The sequence below is a fragment of the Micromonospora sp. LA-10 genome, from assembly GCF_051853095.1.
Taxonomy (GTDB): Bacteria; Actinomycetota; Actinomycetes; order Mycobacteriales; family Micromonosporaceae; genus Micromonospora; species Micromonospora echinospora_A.
In genome coordinates this window covers 4,923,778-4,940,852 of sequence record NZ_CP195710.1, presented here as the reverse complement: position 1 = coordinate 4,940,852, position 17,075 = coordinate 4,923,778, and the positions used below count along the sequence as shown (strand labels likewise).

Here is a 17,075-nt window from a genome sequence, read left to right as displayed (position 1 = left end):
GCACGACGCCACCCGGCACCAGGTTTTACGCCACCCGGTCGAGCACCTGCTCGCAGGCCCGGGAGTAGCGCTCGCGGATGGCCGGCACGGCCTCTGCCGCGTACTCCTCGGTGTCCCCGACCGACCAGGTGGGCGGGGTGTCGCCACCCAGCGCGACCCAGGCGGCCTGCCGGGCCGCGCCGTCGGCCACGTACTCGCCGGGCGGCGGCACCACCACCGGGCGGCCGAAGACCTGCGGCGCGATCCGCCGTACCGCGGCGGACCGGGCGCCGCCCCCGACCAGGATGATCCGGTCGGCTCGGGCACCTTGGGCGAGCAGCGCGTCGAGACCGTCGGCCAGCCCGCAGAGCATCCCCTCGACCGCGGCCCGGGCCAGGTGCGCCGGGGTCGAGGTGCCGAGCGTGAGGCCGTGCAGGGCGCCGGTGGCCAGCGGCCGGTCCGGTGTCCGTTCCCCTTCCAGGTACGGCACCAGGACCAGCCCGCCGGCGCCGGGCGGGGCGGACAGGGCCAGTTCGCCGAGCGTGTCGAGGTCCACGCCGAGCAGGGTCGCGGTGGCGTCGAGCACCCGGGCCGCGTTCAGCGTGCACACCAGCGGCAGGAACCGGCCGGTGGCGTCGGCGAACCCGGCCACCGCGCCGCTCGGGTCGGCGGCCGGGGTGTCCGCGACCGCGAAGACGGTGCCGGAGGTGCCGATCGAGACGAGCACGTCGCCCGGTCCGGCGCCGACACCGAGCGCCGCCGCCGCGTTGTCCCCGGTGCCGGGCCCGAGCAGGATCCGCCCCGCCGTGCCCGGGTCGCCGTCGAGCACCGCCGGGTCGAGGTGTCCGGCCGCCTCGGCCGGGCCGAGCACGACCGGCACCTTCGGGCGCCGCCCGAGCGCCTGTTCCAGCAGGTCCAGCCGGTATTCGCCGGTGCGCGGCGACCAGTAGCCGGTGCCGCTGGCGTCGCCCCGGTCGGTGCGCAGCGCGTCCAGGCCGGGAGCGCCGGCCAGCCGCCAGGTCAGCCAGTCGTGCGGCAGGCACACGGCGGCCACCCGGTCGGCGTTGTCCGGCTCGTGCCGGGCCAGCCAGCGCAGCTTGGTGGCGGTGAAGCTGGCCACCGGCACCGCGCCGGTCGCGTCGGCCCAGAACCGGCGGCCGGTCTCCCCGCCGCCGGCCTCCTCGACCAGTTCCCCGGCCGCGTCGGCGGACCGGGTGTCGTTCCAGAGCAGCGCCGGGCGGACCACCTTCCCGGACTCGTCCAGGCAGACCATGCCGTGCTGCTGGCCGCCGACCGAGACGGCTGCCACGTCGGACAGGCCGCCGGCCTCGGCGACCGCCGCCCGCAGGGCCTCCCACCAGGCGTGCGGGTCGACCTCGGTGCCGGGCGGGTGCGGCGCGCGGCCCTGCCGGACCAGCGCGCCGGTCTCCGCGTCCCGGACCACCACCTTGCAGGACTGGGTCGACGAGTCGACCCCCGCGACGAGCGGCATGGCGGCCCGCCTCAGCGCGCGTCGAGCACGTGCTCGACGGCGAGCTGGTTGAGCCGGACGAAGCCGAAGCCCTTGGCGCCGACCGAATCCGGGTCGAAGTCCTCGAACGCGGTCCGGTCGGCCAGCAGCTCGCGGTAGCCCTCACCGGCGTTGAGCGTCGGGGTAGCCAGCTCGGCCACCCGGGCGGCGGCGAGCGCCTCGACCACCTCCGGGTCGGCGCGGAACGCCGCGGCCCGCTCCTTGAGCAGCAGGTACGTCCGCATGTTCGCCTCGGCGGAGGCCCACACGCCGGCGATGTCCTCGGTGCGGGACGGCTTGTAGTCGAAGTGACGCGGGCCGTCGTACGCCGGGCCGCCGTTCGGGCCGCCGTGCTCCAGCAGGTCGACCAGGGCGAACGCGTTGAGCAGGTCGCCGTGACCGAAGACCAGGTCCTGGTCGTACTTGATGCCGCGCTGGCCGTTGAGGTCGATGTGGAACAGCTTGCCCTGCCAGAGCGCCTGGGCGATGCCGTGGGCGAAGTTCAGCCCGGCCATCTGCTCGTGCCCGACCTCCGGGTTGAGCCCGACCATCTCCGGGCGGGCCAGCGTGGAGATGAAGCCGAGCGCGTGGCCGACGGTGGGCAGCAGGATGTCGCCACGCGGCTCGTTCGGCTTGGGCTCCAGGGCGAAGCGCAGGTCGTAGCCGTTGTCGACGACGTACTCGCAGAGCAGGTCGACCGCTTCGCGGTAGCGGTCCAGCGCGGCCTGGACGTCCTTCGCGACGTCGTACTCGGCGCCTTCCCGGCCGCCCCACATGACGAACGTCTTCGCGCCCATCTCGGCGGCCAGGTCGATGTTGCGCAGCACCTTGCGCAGCGCGTACCGGCGTACGTCGCGGTCGTTGCTGGTGAAGCCGCCGTCCTTGAACACCGGGTGGTTGAACAGGTTGGTGGTGACCATCGGCACGACCAGGCCGGTCTCGTCGAGGGCCTTGCGGAAGCGGCTCAGCCGGGCGTCGCGGGTGGCCGCGTCCGCGCCGAACGGCACCAGGTCGTCGTCGTGGAAGGTGATGCCGTACGCGCCCAGCTCGGCGAGCCGGTGCACCGCCTCGACGGCGTCCAGTTCGGGACGGGTGGCGTCGCCGAACGGGTCACGGGCCGGCCAGCCCACCGTCCAGAGGCCGAAGGAGAACTTGTCCGCGGGGGTGGGACGGGGTGCCATGGCAGACCTCCAGGTGGTGGTGTCGTCCGCGATTTGTTCAGCGGTTGAATTAAATGGCGGCGATGTGGCAGTGTCAAGAGGTGACAAGCGCCAGCACCGCCGGGGCGGTCCGGCAGGGCAGCCTGCGCGAGTTGAACCTCGCCGTCGTGCTCCGGCGGATCGCCGCCGCCGACCGGCCACCCTCCCGGGCCGGGATCGCCGCCGGCACCGGCCTGACCCGGGCCACCGTTTCGGCGGTCGTGGACGACCTGATCGCCGGCCGGCTGGTCGTCGAGGCGGAGCCGGAGCCGCGTACCGGGGCGGGAAGGCCGGCCCGGGGCCTGGTGCTCGCCTCCGACGGCCCGGCCGGGCTCGGCCTGGAGGTGAACGTCGACTACCTGGCCGCCTGCGTCGTCGACCTGACCGGCACGGTCCGGCACCACCTGGTCCGCCGCGCCGACCTGCGCCCGGTCTCCCCCGCCGACGCGCTCGCCCGGCTCGCCGCACTGGCCGCCGAGGCGCGCGCCGCCGCCGTACGCGACGGCCTGACCCTGGCCGGGGCGGCGCTTGCGGTGCCCGGCCTGGTCGGTGAGGGCGGCCTGGTCCGGCTCGCGCCGAACCTCGGCTGGCGCGACGTGGACGTGCCGGCGCTGCTCGCCGGGCACCGGCTGGCCGAGCCGGTCGGCGGGGTGCCACCGCTCGTGGTCGACAACGAGGCGAACCTGGCGGCGCTCGGCGAGCTGTACGCGCGACCGGCCGGGCCCCGCAGCTTCCTGCACATCACCGGTGAGATCGGCATCGGCGCCGGGATCGTGCTGGACGGCTCGCTCTACCGGGGCGCGCGCGGATGGAGCGGCGAGATCGGTCACTTCCCGGTCCAGCCGCAGGGGCGGCCGTGCCGCTGTGGCGGCCAGGGTTGCCTGGAGCGGTACGCGGGCCAGGAGGCGATCCTGGCCGCGGCCGGGCTGCCCGGCGCGGAGCTGCCCGCCGACACCGCCGCCACCCGCCTCGCCGACCTGGCCGGCGGAGGCGACCCGGCCACGCTCGCCGCCCTGGCCGACGCCGGCGCCGCCCTCGGCGTCGCCGTGGCGGGCGTGGTGAACCTGCTCGACCTGGACACGGTGGTGCTCGGCGGCGGATACGCCCCGCTCGCGCCCTGGCTGCGGCCACCGGTGGTGGCGGAGATCTCCCGGCGGGTGCTGACCGCCGCCTGGGCGCCGGTCGAGGTGCGCCCGGCCGTGCTCGGAGCACAGTCCGCCGCGGTCGGCGGGGCCGGCTCGGTGGTTCGCCGAATCGTCGACCGCCCGGTGGGCTGGCTGGCCCGAAGCGCCTGATCCGGGCCGTCCTGGACGGGCATTCCGTGCCTGCGCTCGGTACTCTTGCCGCCAGGCAACCTGTCCGCCGAGCGAGGAGTGCACCGACAGCATGCGCAGGGGTCGACTGACCGAAGCGCCCGGCCACCTGAGGTGACCGCCGCGCGCCGGGGCGGTGTCGCGGGGCCGGTCAGCGGCGGTGGGCACGCCTGGAGGAAGCGACCCCGGCGGGTGGCCGGGGTCGGGCTCCCGGCTGACGACCGGCTCGCCCAGGAGCTGCTGGACGGGCTCGCCGAGGCGGTCGTGACAGTCGATCCCGCCGGCGTGGTGGCCCTGGTCAACGCGATGGCCACCGACCTGCTCCCGGAGCTTGCCCCCGGCGTCGACCTGGCCGGGTGCCGGGTGCCGGCGCTGGCCGAGGCGGCGCGCGCCGGAGCGGACACGTTCGAGACCGAGCACCACGGCCGGCGGTTGCGCGGGCTGCGGCGCCCGCTGGCCGCCGAGCGCAGTGCCTGGTACGTCCGCGACGTCACGGAGGAGCACGCGCGCACCGACGCGCTGCTCGCCGAACGGTCCCGGACCGCGTTCCTCGCCCAGGCCGGCAGCCGGCTCGGGCTGTCCCTGCACCGGGACCAGACATTGCGCGCCACGGTGACGCTGCCGGTGCCCTACCTGGCCGACGTCGCCGTGGTGGTGCACCGCCCGGCCCCGCCCGCCGAGGACCAGCCGCACTGGATCCGGTACGCCACCGGCGAGTCCGGTCCGGTCACCGGCGTGACCGGCTGGCGCACCGTGGAGTCCGTCCCCGGGCTGGTCGAGGCGCTCGACGGCGACCGCACCGAGCCCAGCCCCTGGCTCGACGCCGAGCTGGCCGACCTGGCCGAGGTGCTGCCCACCGGCTTCGGCCGGCCGGGCACCGTGTTGATCAGCCCGATGCCCAGCGCCGGCGGACCGGCCGGCGCGCTGGTGCTGGCCCGCCGTCCCGAACGGTCCGGCTTCGACCAGCGGGAGATCGCGCTGGCCCGGGAGTTCGCCGGGCGGGCCGGCGCCGCGCTGGCCGCCGCCGAGCTGTACGGCGAGCAGGCCCATCTGGCGCGGGTGCTGCAGAACAGCCTGCTCCCGCCGGAGCTGCCGCGCCTGCCGGGGATGACGCTGGCCGGCGGTTACCGCGCGGCCGGGGACAGCCTGCGCATCGGCGGGGACTTCTACGACGTGTTCCCCACCGGCGAGGGCGGTCTCCTCGCGCTCGGCGACGTCTGCGGCAAGGGCGTCGGCGCGGCCGTGCTGACCGGCCGGGTACGCCAGTCGCTGCAGACGTTGCGCCTCGTCGAGCAGCGTCCCCGGGAACTGCTGGAGCTGCTCAACCGGGCGCTGCTGGACGCGCCGGACGCGGCCCGCCGGGCCCAGTTCACGACGCTCCTGCTCGGCGCCGTGCGCCGCGAGCCGGGCGGCGGGCTGCTGGTCCGGGTGGCCGGTGGCGGGCACCCCGCCCCGCTCGTCGTCCGCGCCGACGGCGGGATCGAGACGGTCCGGGTGGGCGGCATGCCGGTGGGCGCGCTCACCGCCGCGCGGTTCGCCGACACCGAGGTACGGCTGGCGCCGGGCGACCTGCTGCTGGCGTACACCGACGGGGTGACCGAGGCCCGGGGCGGCCCGACCGAGCTGGCCATGTTCGGCGAGGACCGGTTGCGCCAGGCGGTCGCCTCCGGCGCCGGACTTCCGCCGGCCGCGCTCGTGGAGCGGGTGCTCCAGCTCGTCGACGAGTGGCTGGACGGGCAGCCGCACGACGACATCGCCATGCTGGCCCTGGCCGCCGTGTGAGCCCGGAGCGCCGGATCGGGCCGGAGACACTCGCCGCGTACCTCGATCACCTGGACCGGGCCGACCGGGCCGGCGCGATCGCGCTGGCGCAGGAGCTGCTCGCCGCGGGCGTCCCGGTCGCGGACGTCCTGGTGGACCTCGTAGCGGTGGCGCAGCGGGAGATCGGCCGCCGCTGGCTCACCGGTTCCTGGAGCGTCGCCCAGGAGCACGCCGCCACCCATGTCAGCGAGCTCGTGGTCGGCGCGGTGGGCGCGACGATCGGCCCACCGCGACGCGGGCACGTGGTGATGGCCTGCGTCGAGGGCGAGTGGCACGCGCTGGCCGCCCGGATCGTCGCCGAGGTGGTCCGGGCGGCCGGCTGGCGGGTGACGTTCCTGGGCGCAAGCGTGCCGGCCCGGCACCTGGTCTCCTACCTGCACCAGACCGGCCCGGACGCGGTGCTGCTGAGCTGCGTGCAGCCAAACCGGTTGGTCCGGGCGGCGCGGATGGTGGAGGCGAGCCGCGCGGCCGGGGTGCCGGTGCTGGCGGGCGGCCCCGGCTTCGGGCCGGAGGGCCGGTGGGCCACAGTCATCGGCGCGGCGGCCTGGGGCGCCAGCGCCCGGGACGCCGTCGCGCTGCTGGACCGGCCGCTGCCGGCCGGCGCGCACACCGGCGCGCCGCCACCGCCGCCCGACGACTCGTACGTCGCAGTGCTGCACCGGCGGCGGGAGCTGGTCCGGGTCGCGCTGGCCGCGGTGGACCCGCCCGAGGAGACCGCCGACGACGTCGCCACCGGCATCGCGCACCTGGTGGACGCGCTGATCGCGGCCGTGCGGGTGGACGACGACCGGCTGCTGCGGGACTTCGTCGAGTGGCAGGCGGAGGCGCTGACGTCCCGGGGCGGGCGGACGCTGCTGGACGACGTCCTCGGCACGCTGGAGCGGGCGCTGATCGAGCATCCCCGGGTGGCGGCGCGGCTGCGGGCCGTCGGCAGGGCCGGGTGAGTCAGCGGGCCGGGTGAGTCAGGCGGTACGGGCCACCGGCGGCTCGCCGGACGGACGGGCCGGGTCGCCGATCCACTCGCCCGACGGCTGCAGCACCGGCCAGCCCTCGGCCACTGTCGACTCCCCGTGCCGGCCGACCTCGTCGAACTCGCGCATGCCGCGCAGCAGCGCGCGCCGGCCCTCGGCGCTCATTCCGGTGAGGATCCGCTCCAGCCGGCGCCGCCGGTCGGTGCGCAGTTCGGCGAGGAGCCGCAGGGCCGCCGGCGTGAGGTGCAGGGAGATCTCCCGCCGGTCGTAGCGACCCGGCTCGCGTTCCAGCATTCCGGCCGCCACCAGCCGGTCGCAGAGCCGGCTGGCGGAGGAGAGCAGCATGTCGGTGAGGGTGGCGAGCCGGCGCAGGTTGATGCCGTCATACTGCTCGACGACCATGATCGCGCGTAACTGGGCACTGGACAGCCGGCTGGTGGTGCGCTCCCGGGCAGCCTCCCAGACGGCGAGCAAGGTGCCTGCCGCCTCGTCCAGGGCGGCGGACATACTCGTGTCAGGTCCCTGGGGACCAGGCTCTTCGGTCATGGTGGGCCCGAGACTACTCCCCGGATCTGCGCGGCGACCTGTGCAAAGGAGCAAAGATGAGCGGAGCGGAGGGCCGCGCGCGCCGGGTCCTGACCGAGGCGCCGACGGATCTCATCGTGGACCGGCTCGCCGGCGAACTGGCGCGCACGTACGGGATCACCCGCACCGAGCTCTACCAGGTCGACTACCGGCTCGCGGAGCTGCTGCCGCTGGGTGACGGCGCGGCCCTCGCCCGTCCCGGTCACCCGGCCTGGCGCGCCTTCGACCACCAGGAGCCGGTGATCGCCGACGGCGTGGGCTGGTTTCCCGTCGGCATGCGCGGCGAGCGCCGGGGCGTGCTCCAGGTGTCGCCGGTGCCGGACGACCCGGACGCACGCCGCGAGCTGGACACCATCGCCACGGTGCTCGGGCACGAGCTGAGCGCGGTCATGGCGACCACCGACATCTACCGGACCGCCCGGCGCAGCCGCCGCCTCACGCTCGCCGCCGAGATGCAGTGGGAGCTGCTGCCCGGGCGCAGCCGGATCCGCCCCTCGTTCAGCCTGGCCGGGCAGCTGGAACCGGCGTACGCGGTGCGCGGGGACAGCTTCGACTGGTCCGACGACGGCCACCGGCTCTGGCTGGCGGTCTCCAACGGCTTCGGTGAGGGGGTGGCCGCCGCGCTGCTCGCCTCGCTCGCCACGTACGCGCTGCGCAATGCGCGCCGGGCCGGGCTCTCCCTGGCCGATCAGGCCGCGCTTGCCGATCAGGCGATCTACGCGCAGCACCGGGGCCAGCAGCACGTCTCGGTGCTGCTCGTCGAGCTGGACCTGGCTACCGGCGCACTGGCCGTGGTCGACGCCGGCTCGCCCCGTCTGCTGCGGCTGCGGGCCGGCGAGGTCAGCGAGCAGGCGCTGGACAAGCAGTTCCCGCTCGGCATGTTCGAGGGAACCGACTACCGGGAGCAGACGTTCCAGCTGGAGCGCGGTGACCGGCTCTTCGTGGTGAGCGACGGCGTCATCGACGCCACCGCCGAGCAGGTGCGCTACGGCGAGGCGGCGCTGGACCGGTTCCTGCGCCGGACCGGGCCGATGGAGCCGCTGGACGCGGTGCGGTCGCTGATCGGCGACCTGCGGGCCTTCGTCGCCGGTGACCTGGTGGACGACGCGGTGGTGGTCTGCCTGGACTGGCTGGGCCCGCAGCCCTGACCCGGCCCGCTCAGTACGCGCCGCGGCTGTTGATCACCGCGCCGAACGTCTTCCAGAGGATGGTCAGGTCTGCGGCCAGCGACCAGTTCTCCACGTAGTAGAGGTCCAGCCGGATGCCGTCCTCCCAGCTCAGGTCGGACCGCCCGCTGACCTGCCATAGGCCGGTCATGCCGGGCTTGACCAGGAGGCGTCGCGCCACGTCGCCGTCGTAGCGGGCCACCTCGGACGGCAGCGGCGGACGCGGGCCGACCAGGCTCATCTGGCCGAGCAGCACGTTGGCGAGCTGGGGCAGCTCGTCCAGCGACCACTTGCGCAGCAGCCGGCCCACCCGGGTCACCCGCGGGTCGTCGCGCATCTTGAACATCAGGCCGTCGGTCTCGTTGCGCGCGGCCAGCTCGGCGAGCAGCGCGTCGGCGTTGACCACCATGGTGCGGAACTTGAAGACGCCGAACTCCTCGCCGCCCTGGCCGACGCGGGTCTGGCGGAACAGCACCGGGCCACGGCTGTCGATCTTGATGGCGAGCGCGATCACGGTCAGCAGCGGCGCCAGCACGAGCAGGGCGATCAGCGAGATCGACCGGTCCACGAAGCCCTTTACGAGCTTGCGGGCGCCGCGGAACTCGGGCGCCTCGACGTGGATCAGCGGCAGGCCGGCGACCGGACGGGTGTGGATGCGGGGGCCGGCGACGTCGGTCAGCGCCGGCGCCACCACCAGGTCGACGCCGGTGCCCTCCAGTTGCCAGCCCAGGCGGCGCAGCCGGGTCGCGGTCAGCTCACCGGAGGCGGTGACCGCCACCGTGTCGGCGCCGATCGCGGTGGCCGCCTCCGGGATGCCCCGGAAGGAGCCGACCACCGGCACGTCGCCCAGCCGCTGCGGCACCGGGGCGAGCAGCGCGTCCGGGATGCACGCGCCGACCACCTGGTAGCCCGCGTACGGCTCCCGGCGCAGCGTGTGCACCAACTCCAGCACGTGTGCCGTGTCGCCCACCACGAGCACCTTGCGGGACCAGCCGGCACCCCGGTCGCGGGCGCGGTGCAGCCGCTTGCGGGCCGCGAACCGCGCCACCTCCAGGCCGACGGTGCCGACGGCGAAGGAGATGGCCAGGAAACCCCGGGAGACGCCGACGTCGGCGATGTACCCGGCGATGGCGATACCGCCGGCCAACCGCATGCTCGCCGCGCTGACCCGGCGGTACTCGTCCGCGCCGTAGCCGAGCACCTGGTCGTCGTAGCACCGCATCGCCTTGAGCGAGACGAGCCAGACCAGCAGCAGCGCCGGGGCGACCACGACGTACGGGATCTCGGAGCCGGTCGGCTCCTCGTCGCCGAACCGCGCCAGGTAACCGACCAGGATGGCCACCGCGAGCACCGCGGTGTCCAGCACCACCAGGACCCGGATGTAGGCCCGTTCCGCCGCTCGTGTCGTCTTGCCCGGGCGATCACCACCGGGTCGCGACGTCGTGGCAGGGGTCAACAGCGTCGCCGAGGTCACCGGCCCTCCCCACTTCGCTCAGGACCGCCCCGTCCCCGCCCGGCTCCGGTGTGGAGCCCGCGGTCGAGGCACCCGGTCATCATGCCTGGACAATTATGGTTACCGATTGATTCGGACGCATTACCGTCAGTTCTCATCCCACGCCTTGAGCCGGGAAGCCTTCCGCCGTACCGGATTTCCCGGTACGGCGGAAGGGTAGCGCTGAGCGCCAGGTCAGCGGGGGGCGGGCGGCCGTAGCGCGATCGCCCGGAGGAAGATCTCGCCGATCTTGCTGGGGTCGGTGGTGACGAACGCGCCGCCGCCGGTGACCTTGGTGATCGACTCCAGCTCGGCCCGGTTCACCTCGGTGCCGATGCCGATGATGACGACCTGGACCGGCTGCTCGTCGTCCTTCAGCTTCTTCAGCTGGTCCAGCAGCGCCTTCTGCGAGATACCGTTGTCGTCCTCGTTCTTGCCGTCGGTGAACAGCACGATCGAGTTGACCTTGCCCGGCTCCCAGTCCTGCTGCACCTTCTTGTACGCCGCGAGCATGGTGTCGTACAGGCCGGTGTCGCCGCTTGAGGGCTTGATCGAGGCGAGGCCGCGCTGCAGCGCGCCCCGGTTGCTGGACAGAGGCTTTATTCCGACCAGCTCGCTCCAGTCCTGCGAGCCCTGGAGGTTGGTGGAGAAGGTCCAGAGGCCGATCGACCAGGAGTCGTCGAACAGCCCGAGGCCCTGACTCGCGGCCGCCACTGTGACCTGCTCCCGGCTGGCGCCGTTCGCGGTCACGACCGGCTTCTTCATCGAGCCGGAGACGTCGATGACGCAGAGCATCCGGCCCGACTGCGTGGCCACCGACCAGGTGGTGGTCGCCGTCGAGATGGCGCCCGGGTCGAGGTCGGCCGCGCCGCCCTGACCGGACGGCGGCACCTGGCTCGCGCCGCCGTTCGCCGGGCTCGGCGCGCCCGTCGGGGCCTGGAAGCCGCGGCCCCAGTTGCCGTCCGGCGCGCGCAGCGCCTGCGAGGCCAGCCGGTCCTTGAAGTCCGGCGTACGCAGCACCTCGAAGAGCACCCGGGCGGCGGACGCCTTGGCCGGCTCGATGCCGGGCAGCACCGCGAACGGGTAGTCCAGCGGGATCGGCACCGGCTCCAGGTAGAGCGCGGCCAGCCGGATCGGCGGCTTCGTGCTGTTGTAGGCGATCACGTCCTCTTCGGACAGCGCCGCCGCGCCCAGTCCGTTGGCGATCGCCGTCGGGTCCGACGAGCGCGGGAACCGCGCGAGGAGGTCCTGCCGCAGCGAGGAGCGGTTCGTCGCCAGCGCCCGCAGCGCCCCGACCATCGCCTCCTGCGCCTTCGGCGAGCCGGAATCGCCGGTGGAGCTGGCAGCGGCGGTGAGCGACAGCAGCCCGGACAGGCCGGCCGCGTCCTGGGTCGGCTCGACGATCCCGGCCCGCAGCGGCTTGCTCGCGGTGACCTGGGTCAGCATGTCGGACCACCGCAGTTTCTTGTCCGGCCAGCCGATGCGCGAGGCCACCGGCTCGGGTAGCGCCACGACCACCGGGCTGCGCGCGATCGAGGCCCCGTTCGTCGGCGCGAACGCGCTGGCGCCGCCGCTCTTGAGCCGGACCAGCCAGGTCGAGGAGTCGGGCACCCAGACGTCGGGGGTGACAGCGGTGCCGCTGGCCTGCCCGACACCGGCGAGCGTGGCGCCGTGCTTGCTGGCCACCGCGGCGGCCACCTCGACCGACTCGGAGGAGGAGACGTTGACGGCGATGCAGGTGCCGCCCACCGCGGCGCCGTCGGAGACCCACTGGTCGGCGGCGCCGCGCACCGCGGGGGCGATCTCCGGGGCGGTCGCCACCGACAACTCGATCCGGCCCGAACAGTTCGGGCCGGCCAGCTGCTGGTAGCCGAACCAGGAGCCGCCCACGACGGCGACCAGGGCTACCGCCACAGCGGCGGCGCCTGCTCCACGGAGGTTGGAACGCATGCGATGGCGGCCAGACACGGTGACCATCTTGCGTACCTCGTGGGGTTACCACCACAACCGTTCGGACGAAAGTTACGCAGCAGAAACAGTTGATCACCTAACCCATACGCTAAGTTACTGATCAGTCAACTTTGGGTGATATCAGTCCACTCCGGACGGTTGTTTAAGTGACCGCTCGATCACGGCAGGAAGCATGTCGGGCTCGCCACCGGAACCGGTTCCCCCACCGCCTCGGGCACCCCACTGACCGGATCGACCCGAAAGATCCTGATCATGTCGGCCCGCTCGTCGGCGACGTACAGGTGGTCCCCCGCGAACGCGAAGTGCCGCGGCCACTCGCCGCCGGTGTCGACCTCCGCCACCAGCTCCGGCGCGGCGCCGTCGAGCGCGAAGACCGCCACCGTTCCGACGCCCCGGTTGCCCACGTAGAGGAAGCGCCCACCGGGTCCCACGCTCACCTCGGACGGCTGGACGTGCCCGGCCCGCCCGCTGGCGTCGACGCGCGCCCGCTCCCGCGGCCCGTCCGGCGTCAGGTCGTACGCGGTGACGGTGGCGTCCAGCTCGCCGACCAGCCAGCCGCGCCGCCCGTCCGGGTGCCGGGCCAGATGGCGGGGCCCGGTGCCGGGCGGGGTGCTCAACCGGGGTTCCCGGGGCGTCAACCGGCCGGTGTCCGCGTCGACGTCGTACCGGTAGACCGAGTCGGTGCCCAGGTCGACGGCGAGCAGCGGGCCGCCCGCCGGATCCGGCGAGACCATGTGGCAGTGCGCGTGCTCCTGCCGGTCGGGGTCGGGGCCGTGCCCCTCGTGCCGGACCAGGTCGGTGCGCTCCCCCGGCACGCCCTCGGCGTCCAGGCCGAACACCGCCACGCTGCCGCCGCCGTAGTTCGCCACGAACAGGTGCCGCCCGTCCGGGGCCACCGCCAGGTGACAGGGCTCGGCCCCGCCGGACGGACGCTCGCCCAGCGGCGTGAGGTCCCCGTCCGGCGCCACCCGGAACGCGCTGACCCGGCCGTCCGGCAGCTCGTTGCACGCGTACAGCACCGGCAGCGCCGGGTGCCGGACCAGGAACGACGGCGACGGGGTGACCGCCACGACACCCAGCGGCGTCAGCCCGCCGCTCGCCCGGTCCCGCCGGGCCGCGACGATGCCCTCGCCCCGCCCGCCCGTCTCCGCCGTGTAGCCGCCGATGTGGACGATCTCGTCCTGCCCGGTCACCGCTCCCACCTTCCGTCGGTCCTGTCTCCGCAGATCCAACCAGAGGCTTCCCGGTCATGCGCCCGATCAGTCCCGCGACGGCCGACGGGATTCCCGGCGGGAGGCTCAGCCCACCGGCACCGGCTCGCCGCGCTGCCGCGCCACATGCTCGACCAGCGAGATCAGCACCAGCTTGCCGGACTGCCGGTCCCGGGCGTCGCAGAGCACGAGCGGGACGTCCGGGTCCAGGTCGAGGGCGTCGCGTACCGCCTCCAGGCCGAACCGGCGGGAGCCCTCGAAGCAGTTGACGCCCACCACGAACGGGATGCCCCGCTGCTCGAAGTAGTCGATGGAGGGAAAGCAGTCGGCCAGCCGCCGGGTGTCGGCGAGCACCACCGCGCCGAGCGCGCCGAACGCCAGCTCGTCCCAGAGGAACCAGAACCGGTCCTGACCCGGCGTACCGAACAGGTAGACCTGGAGATCGTCGTTGATGGTGATCCGGCCGAAGTCCATCGCCACTGTGGTGGTCGACTTCTGCTCCACCCCGGAGACGTCGTCGGTGTCGAGCCCGGCGCCGGTCAGGACCTCCTCGGTCTGCAGCGGCCGCACCTCGCTCAACGCGCTGACCAGCGTCGTCTTGCCGGCGCCGAACCCACCGGCGATGAGGATCTTCAGTGCCAGCGGCACCCCGGGCGCTCCCGGCTCCTGGTCATAACGCACGGAGTCCACTGACCACCGCCTTGAGGATGTTGTCGTCGGGCAGGTACGCGGTGGCCGGTGGCCGGTGCACCGCGACGAAGCCATGGGCGAGGAGGTCGCCGAGCAGCACCCGGACCACGCCCACGGCGAGGTCCAGGTCGGCGGCGAGGTCGGCCACGGCCTTGGGCCGGCGGGCCAGTTCGATCAGCCGGCGGTGCTCCGGCTGGAGGCCGGGCGTGCCGGCCGGATCGGCGTCCGGGGTGGCGAGCACGAAGGCCAGCAGGTCGAAGCCGTCCACCGGCGGGCGCACCCGGCCTCCGGTGAGCGTGTACGGGCGCACCACCGGACCGGCGTCGGCGTCCAGCCACTCGTGCTGCGGCCCCGGCGAGTCAGCGCGCATCGGCCGACCCCCCGCCGCTTCGGGTCGGCGCGGCCAGATTCTCCCCGACCCGGATCACCAGCATCGCCATCTCGTACGCCACCAGGCCGATGTCGGCGTCGGCGTCGCTCGCCACAGCCAGGCAGGCACCCTGCCCGGCGGCGGTCACGAAGAGGTAGGCGGACTCCATCTCCACCACTGTCTGGCGGACCGCGCCGCCGCCGAGGTGCCGGGTGGCGCCCTTGGCCAGCCCGGAGAAGCCGGACGCCAGCGCGCACAGGTGCTCCGCGTCGCTGCGGTCCTGGTCGCCGGAGGCGCCGAGCAGGAGCCCGTCCGCCGAGAGCACCACCGCCTGGCGTGCGGCGGGCACCCGGTCCACCAGGTCGTCGAGCAGCCAGTCGAGATCGGCGTTCTGCCGCGTCGTGTGCACCACTAGGCGTCCCTCTCAGTCGCGGTTCGGTCCTCCGCCACCGGCAGGGCGGGCTCCACGGCCGGCCCCGGCGTGGCGGGCGGCGTACCGGTGTCAGGCTTTTCGGTGGTGGCGGGCGTGTCCGGATCGGCGTCACCGGCCGCCTGGGCGCGGGAGCCGTCCCGGCGTCCCCGCGCGGTGCCCGCCTGCAACGCCGACATGGCCCGGCGCGCCTCCTCCGGCGTGCGGTACGCCGGGGCGTCCACGACCGCCGCGCGCGGACGCGCCGACGCGCCGCGCCGCCGGATCCGGCGCGGCAGGCCGTCGCCGTCGGTGGGTGGTTCCACTGTCGAGGCACGCGCGGACTGCAACGGGACCACAGTGCTCTCCGACCGGTCCCGTCCCGGCCGGTTCGGGCGCCCCGGACGCGGCACCGTGCTCAACCGGGTGACCTTGGCCAGGCGCCGCCGCTCCGGCCCGGCGGGGCCGTCCGCGCCCACCGGCGGCTCGTCGGTGATCAGGTCCGACGGTACGAACACCGCGGCGACGATCCCGGCCGGGCGGGCCGGGCGCAGCTCCACCCGTACGCCGTGCCGTGCGGCCAGGCGCGCCACCACGAACAGCCCCAGCCGGGCGCTGTCGGCCGGGTCGAACTCGGGCGGCTCGGCCAGCTTGCGGTTGGCCGCGGACAGGGCCGGCGCGGACATGCCCAGCCCTCGGTCAGTGATCTCGATGGTGTAACCGCCCGGGACGGTCCGGCCGGTGACGTCCACCCGGGTGCCCGGCGGCGAGTACGCGGTGGCGTTCTCGATCAGCTCGGCGAGCAGGTGGATCACGTCGCCGACGGCCCGGCCCAGCACCCCGGCCGACGCTACCTCACCCACGTCGACCCGGTCGTACGCCTCGACCTCGGAGATCGCGCCGCGCATCACGTCGACCGCGGCGACCGGCCGGCGCCAGCCCCGCCCGGGCGCGGCCCCGGCGAGGATGACCAGGTCCTCGGCGTGCCGCCGGAGCCGGGTCGCCAGGTGGTCGACCTGGAACAGCCCGGCCAGCTCGTCCGGGTCCTCGGTACGCCGTTCCAGCCGGTCCAGCAGCGCCAGCTGCCGGTGCACCAGGCCCTGGCTGCGCCGGGCGAGGTTGAGGATCACCTCATTGAACCCGCGGCGCAGGGTGACTTCGTCGATCGCGGCCCGCACCGCCGTGCGCCGCACCTCGTTGAACGCGCGCGCCACCTGGCCGATCTCGTCGCCGCCGTGGTCCAGCTCGGGCGCCTCCCGGGCGACGTCGACCTCCTCGCCCCGGCGCAGCCGGGCGACCACGTCGGGCAGCCGGTGCTCGGCGACCTCGGTCGCGGCGGCGCGTACGCCGGTCAGCCGCCGGGCCAGCGACCGGCCGACCCGCAGCGCCACGAGCACGCAGACCACTATCGCGACGAGCCCCAGCACACCGGCGGCGGCGAGCTGGACGAGGATCCGCGTCGCCATCGGCACCGACCGCTCGGCGAGGGCGTCCGCGCCGCGCAGCTCGAAGTCGCGCAGGCTCTGCCACACCTCGGCGTGACTGGCCTCCCAGCCGGCCATGTCGAACCGGGCCGGCAGCCCGGGCGAGCGGATCAGGGTGTCCTGGAAGGCGCGCATCTTGACGAACCCGGGGGCCTCGGTCAACCGCTGGTACGAGGTCCGCTCCCCGGCCGGCAGGTCGGCCACCGCCGTCTCCGCCAGGAAACGGTGGTTCTCCACGGTCCGGACCAGCTGCTCGTGCTCGCCCTCGGCGTACCGGCCGGCGGTGACGGCGCCGGCCAGCAGCGCGTCGGCCTGGCCGAGCAGCTCGCGGGAGCGGCCCAGCGCGGTGAGCGCTGTCGCTTCCCGGTTGAGCTGGGCGTCGGGCAGGGCGGCCATCGCGCCGAACGCCTGGAACGCCGAGCCGATCATTCCGCTGTAGAGGCCGACGGCGCCGGACCGGTCCACCTTCCGGTCGTCGATGAAGGCGCGCCCGGCGGGCAGCGCGTCCAGCGCCGAGACCAGCTGGTCGAGCCGGGCGTCGAGCTGCTCGTCGGCGACGTCGCGCAGGTCCTTGCCGTCGACCTTGCGGCGCAGCTCGACGATCGCGTCGTCGGTGCGTACCCGCTGCTCGGCCAGCGCCGGCAGGGTGCCGCCGCCGGCGAGCTGGACCACCGATAGCCGCCGCTCCCGCTGCAGCTCCGCCACCACGCTCTCGCCGGGACGGCCGAGGTCGTAGAGGAGGGTACGGGCGGAGAGCAGGTCGAGGGCGGGCCCGAAGGTGAGCGTGGTGGCGAAGATCCACAACGCCAGCAGCCCGGTCACCGGGCCGATGACCAGCGCGGTCAGCTTGGCGCGGATCGGCCAGTCACGGGTGTTCAATCAGACCTCGCCCGGGAAGGTGTCG

The 17,075-nt window shown here is 74.6% G+C and carries 14 protein-coding genes; 4 read left to right on the top strand and 10 right to left on the bottom strand.

Annotated features, from left to right (window positions below; all coding sequences use genetic code 11):
• Nucleotides 1-25 precede the first annotated feature (25 nt).
• Together xylB and xylA are read right to left on the bottom strand one after the other, a co-directional pair.
• Nucleotides 26-1,471, bottom strand: coding sequence for a xylulokinase (gene xylB, locus ACSDG8_RS23265; RefSeq protein ID WP_210898439.1), 1,446 nt, complete (start codon nt 1,469-1,471; stop codon nt 26-28).
• 11 nt (nt 1,472-1,482) lie between these two features.
• Entirely contained in the window at nt 1,483-2,670 is a 1,188-nt protein-coding gene (gene xylA / locus ACSDG8_RS23260) for a xylose isomerase (RefSeq protein WP_210898437.1), read from the bottom strand.
• Nucleotides 2,671-2,723: 53 nt separating this feature from the next.
• Here xylA and ACSDG8_RS23255 point away from each other — a divergent pair, with 53 nt between their 5' ends.
• The 3 genes from ACSDG8_RS23255 (at nt 2,724) to ACSDG8_RS23245 (ending at nt 6,766) form a co-directional block, all read left to right on the top strand.
• Nucleotides 2,724-3,983 (top strand): ROK family protein, encoded by a 1,260-nt coding sequence (locus tag ACSDG8_RS23255; protein ID WP_210898435.1) that lies wholly within the window; start codon nt 2,724-2,726, stop codon nt 3,981-3,983.
• A gap of 210 nt (nt 3,984-4,193) precedes the next feature.
• The gene (locus ACSDG8_RS23250) at nt 4,194-5,783 is read left to right on the top strand and encodes a PP2C family protein-serine/threonine phosphatase (RefSeq protein ID WP_439427248.1); all 1,590 of its coding nucleotides are present in this window, start codon (nt 4,194-4,196) and stop codon (nt 5,781-5,783) included.
• Nucleotides 5,780-6,766, top strand: a complete 987-nt coding sequence (locus ACSDG8_RS23245; protein ID WP_439427247.1) for a cobalamin B12-binding domain-containing protein — start codon at nt 5,780-5,782, stop codon at nt 6,764-6,766. The genes ACSDG8_RS23250 and ACSDG8_RS23245 overlap by 4 nt, the downstream gene beginning before the upstream one ends.
• A gap of 18 nt (nt 6,767-6,784) precedes the next feature.
• Here the strand turns inward: ACSDG8_RS23245 and ACSDG8_RS23240 are convergent, their stop codons facing one another.
• Nucleotides 6,785-7,300 (bottom strand): MarR family winged helix-turn-helix transcriptional regulator, encoded by a 516-nt coding sequence (locus ACSDG8_RS23240; RefSeq protein WP_210898431.1) that lies wholly within the window; start codon nt 7,298-7,300, stop codon nt 6,785-6,787.
• A 95-nt stretch (nt 7,301-7,395) separates the two neighbouring features.
• Here ACSDG8_RS23240 and ACSDG8_RS23235 point away from each other — a divergent pair, with 95 nt between their 5' ends.
• On the top strand, nt 7,396-8,526 hold the full coding sequence (locus ACSDG8_RS23235; protein WP_210898429.1) for a PP2C family protein-serine/threonine phosphatase: 1,131 nt from the start codon (nt 7,396-7,398) through the stop codon (nt 8,524-8,526).
• A 10-nt stretch (nt 8,527-8,536) separates the two neighbouring features.
• Here ACSDG8_RS23235 and ACSDG8_RS23230 read toward each other — a convergent pair whose 3' ends face one another.
• The 7 genes from ACSDG8_RS23230 to ACSDG8_RS23200 form a co-directional block, all read right to left on the bottom strand.
• The gene (locus ACSDG8_RS23230; RefSeq protein WP_439427246.1) at nt 8,537-10,018 is read right to left on the bottom strand and encodes a sugar transferase; all 1,482 of its coding nucleotides are present in this window, start codon (nt 10,016-10,018) and stop codon (nt 8,537-8,539) included.
• Nucleotides 10,019-10,231: 213 nt separating this feature from the next.
• Entirely contained in the window at nt 10,232-11,986 is a 1,755-nt protein-coding gene (locus ACSDG8_RS23225) for a substrate-binding domain-containing protein (RefSeq protein ID WP_439427245.1), read from the bottom strand.
• A 179-nt stretch (nt 11,987-12,165) separates the two neighbouring features.
• On the bottom strand, nt 12,166-13,200 hold the full coding sequence (locus tag ACSDG8_RS23220; RefSeq protein WP_210898424.1) for a lactonase family protein: 1,035 nt from the start codon (nt 13,198-13,200) through the stop codon (nt 12,166-12,168).
• A 105-nt stretch (nt 13,201-13,305) separates the two neighbouring features.
• Nucleotides 13,306-13,908: a GTP-binding protein gene (locus tag ACSDG8_RS23215; protein ID WP_210898422.1), complete on the bottom strand. Its 603-nt coding sequence runs from the start codon at nt 13,906-13,908 to the stop codon at nt 13,306-13,308.
• Nucleotides 13,889-14,278 carry a DUF742 domain-containing protein gene (locus ACSDG8_RS23210; RefSeq protein WP_073830577.1) on the bottom strand — a complete coding sequence of 130 codons (390 nt, stop codon included), beginning with the start codon at nt 14,276-14,278 and terminating at the stop codon, nt 13,889-13,891. The genes ACSDG8_RS23215 and ACSDG8_RS23210 overlap by 20 nt, the downstream gene beginning before the upstream one ends.
• Nucleotides 14,268-14,690: a roadblock/LC7 domain-containing protein gene (locus ACSDG8_RS23205; protein ID WP_210898420.1), complete on the bottom strand. Its 423-nt coding sequence runs from the start codon at nt 14,688-14,690 to the stop codon at nt 14,268-14,270. Before ACSDG8_RS23205 ends, ACSDG8_RS23210 begins: the two co-directional genes overlap by 11 nt.
• The gene (locus ACSDG8_RS23200; RefSeq protein ID WP_439427244.1) at nt 14,690-17,050 is read right to left on the bottom strand and encodes a nitrate- and nitrite sensing domain-containing protein; all 2,361 of its coding nucleotides are present in this window, start codon (nt 17,048-17,050) and stop codon (nt 14,690-14,692) included. Before ACSDG8_RS23200 ends, ACSDG8_RS23205 begins: the two co-directional genes overlap by 1 nt.
• Nucleotides 17,051-17,075 lie beyond the last annotated feature (25 nt).

Coding starts and splice junctions, on each gene's coding strand:
- ACSDG8_RS23225 (WP_439427245.1), bottom strand. CDS start 11,986: ATGCGTTCCAACCTCCGTGGAGCAGGCGCCGCCGCTGTGGCGGTAGCC.
- xylB (WP_210898439.1), bottom strand. CDS start 1,471: ATGCCGCTCGTCGCGGGGGTCGACTCGTCGACCCAGTCCTGCAAGGTG.
- ACSDG8_RS23240 (WP_210898431.1), bottom strand. CDS start 7,300: ATGTCCGCCGCCCTGGACGAGGCGGCAGGCACCTTGCTCGCCGTCTGG.
- ACSDG8_RS23210 (WP_073830577.1), bottom strand. CDS start 14,278: ATGCGCGCTGACTCGCCGGGGCCGCAGCACGAGTGGCTGGACGCCGAC.
- ACSDG8_RS23255 (WP_210898435.1), top strand. CDS start 2,724: ATGGCGGCGATGTGGCAGTGTCAAGAGGTGACAAGCGCCAGCACCGCC.
- ACSDG8_RS23235 (WP_210898429.1), top strand. CDS start 7,396: ATGAGCGGAGCGGAGGGCCGCGCGCGCCGGGTCCTGACCGAGGCGCCG.
- xylA (WP_210898437.1), bottom strand. CDS start 2,670: ATGGCACCCCGTCCCACCCCCGCGGACAAGTTCTCCTTCGGCCTCTGG.